2 protein-coding genes are annotated in these 2,577 nt (G+C 32.9%); one reads left to right on the plus strand and one right to left on the minus strand.

Annotated features, from left to right (window positions below; translation table 11 throughout):
- Nucleotides 1–1,958, plus strand: a 1,958-nt coding sequence (locus J6V67_RS06670) for a 6-hydroxymethylpterin diphosphokinase MptE-like protein (RefSeq protein WP_291860544.1), incomplete at its 5' end; no start/stop codon positions are given.
- A 22-nt stretch (nucleotides 1,959–1,980) separates the two neighbouring features.
- On the opposite strand, the gene nth is transcribed toward J6V67_RS06670, so the two are convergent.
- On the minus strand, nucleotides 1,981–2,577 hold a 597-nt coding region (nth, locus tag J6V67_RS06675), incomplete at its 5' end, for an endonuclease III (RefSeq protein WP_291860546.1).

The raw sequence follows: 2,577 nt of genomic DNA on the forward strand, positions 1-2,577 counted from the left end.
AGGCAAGATTTAAAGCCGAGGGTACTCCATCAAATTTTATGAAAAATATTGTAGCACTTAGCGCTATAAATTTTAGATTAGCAAAGGCTGTGTATGATTTAAAAAGCAATACTAAATTTGATGTATTTGCTGGTAAGACAAATTTAGATATAAATATAATAAATACTGAGCTTAAAGAGCCAATTTATACTGAGTCTCCAGCAGCTCATACAAATGCGATGCTAGAGAAAGTTAAAGATGAATATGCGCTATATCCATCGCTATTTTTCTTTGGACTTGGAAATGGAAATTTTTATACCAAATTACTACAAAACCAAACCCATGAGAAGATTATAGTATTTGAACCAGAGATTGAGATTATATTTATTGTCTTTAATCTTTGCGATTTTGGCGCTGATATATTTCATGAGAGATTTATCGTGGTTCATCCAGATTATTTTAGAAGTGGTCAAATGGAAGTTTTATGCCATTACCCAGCAGTTGCTGCAAATATTAGAAATTATGATTTTCATATTTATAGTGATTATTATGCTAAAAATTATGGCCAAATAGCGCAAAAAATCAATAAAAAACTTATAGAATCATCATCTAAAATGATTTTAAATATGGGTAATGATGCTCACGATAACTTGCTTGGTATAAAACATGTTGTGGCAAATATGCCGCATATTTATAGTGGAATTCAGTTAAAAGATATAATTGAATTAAATAAAGGCAAAAATAAGACCGCCATCATAGCCTCTACTGGTCCAAGTCTAAATAAACAAATTGAGCTTTTAAGAAAGGTCGCTCCACACGCATTAATTTTAATTCCAGATGCTTCATATCATGTGCTTAAGATAAATGGTATTAAGCCTGATTTTGTAACTACAATGGAGAGAGTAGAGAAGACTAGTGAGTTTTTCCAAAGCGAGCCAAGTCAGTTTGATGATAATATAATATTTATAGCAGCATCTCTTACGCATCCACAAACTAGCAAAAATTTACAAAATCGTAATAGGTGCTATGCTCATAGGCCAATTAGATTTGAGTTTATCTTAAAAGATGAGGTTCCATTTATGTGTAAAGGGCCTAGCTCAGCACACTTTGCTCTTGATATGGCGCTTAATCTAAAGTGTGAGAGGATTATATTTATTGGGCAAGACCTAGCTTTTGCTAAAGATGGCTCAAGCCACGCTAAGGGAAATATATTTGAAAACTATATAAAAGAAGATGGCACTATAACAATTAATCCAAATGCTAGACAAAGACCACAAACTGCAATTGCATATGGTGGGGAGGGCGAAGTAAAAAGTACTGATGTTTGGAATTTCTTCCGTGGGTATTTTGAATCTATGATGGAACCAGCTCATTATGATTATGCATTTAAAGTCTATAACGCTACTGAAGGTGGGGCTAGAATTCATGGAATGATAGAAAAGCCATTTAGTGAATTAGTAGATGAAATATTAGCCGAAAATAGTATTAAAACAGTAATTAAGCCTGAGCCAATTAACCCTGAAGAATCAAAAATAAAAATAGAACATCAAAAGGCATTAGTAGAAAATCTGATCAAATATGGTCTAGAAAAGCAAAAGCTTTGTGAAGAGTTATTTAAAAAGATTAGCAAAGCTGTAGAAAATGCTAATCGTGATATCTCTCGTGGCAAAGAGCCTCATTATCCTAAATTTTATGAATTAAAAGAGAGAATTGATAGATTTAAACATAATTTTAAAAGTGATGAGATTTTTGATACTGTTTATTACCATGTAGCAAATAACTTTTGTATTCATCAAGAGATGGAATTTGGCGAATTAATGGTAAAACCTGAACGCACCAAAAATGATAAAGATAAAAAGATATTTGAGTATGTAAGGCAGCATGGATACTATTTCTTTAGTCTTGCTGGAATGATTGAAGCTGCTAGAGATACAATGAAAGAGTCACTGCAAAGCTGGGATAAAGAGAATAAATCCTAGCTTAGTAAAGCTAGTCTAGTAGCTAAATTTTAGCCTTGCAAATGTGATTTAAAAAGCACTCATTACACTTTGGTTTGAGTGCTTTGCATGTGTAGCGTCCATGTAGTACCATTGCTTGATGCAAGGTATTTAGCTCAGTTTTAAAAGCTTTAACCAAATCTATCTCAGTAGCTTCTGGCGTTTTAGCTTTGCTAAGCCCAAGTCTATGCGAGACACGAAAAACATGGGTATCAACTGCCATTAAATTTGCATTTTGATACTCAATAAGTACTACATGAGCTGTCTTTTGTCCTACGCCAGCAAGTTTTACTAAGCTTTTTTCATCTAATGGAATCTCTCCACCAAATTCGCTAATAACTGAATTTGCCATTTTGATTAAATTTGTAGCTTTATTGTTAAAAAAGCTACAGCTATTTATTAGCAGTTTTAGACTTGATAAATTTGCTTTAGCAAGTGAATGTACGTCTGGATAAGCCTCAAATAGTGCTGGTGTGATTAAATTTACTCTTTTATCCGTGCACTGGGCTGAGAGCATTACAGCTACTAAAAGCTCATATAGATTTTTAAAATTTAACTCAGTCTTTGCTCCACTAAAATGCTCTAAAAATAGTGCTTTTAT

It is taken from the genome of Campylobacter sp., assembly GCF_017646085.1.
Taxonomy (GTDB): Bacteria; Campylobacterota; Campylobacteria; order Campylobacterales; family Campylobacteraceae; genus Campylobacter.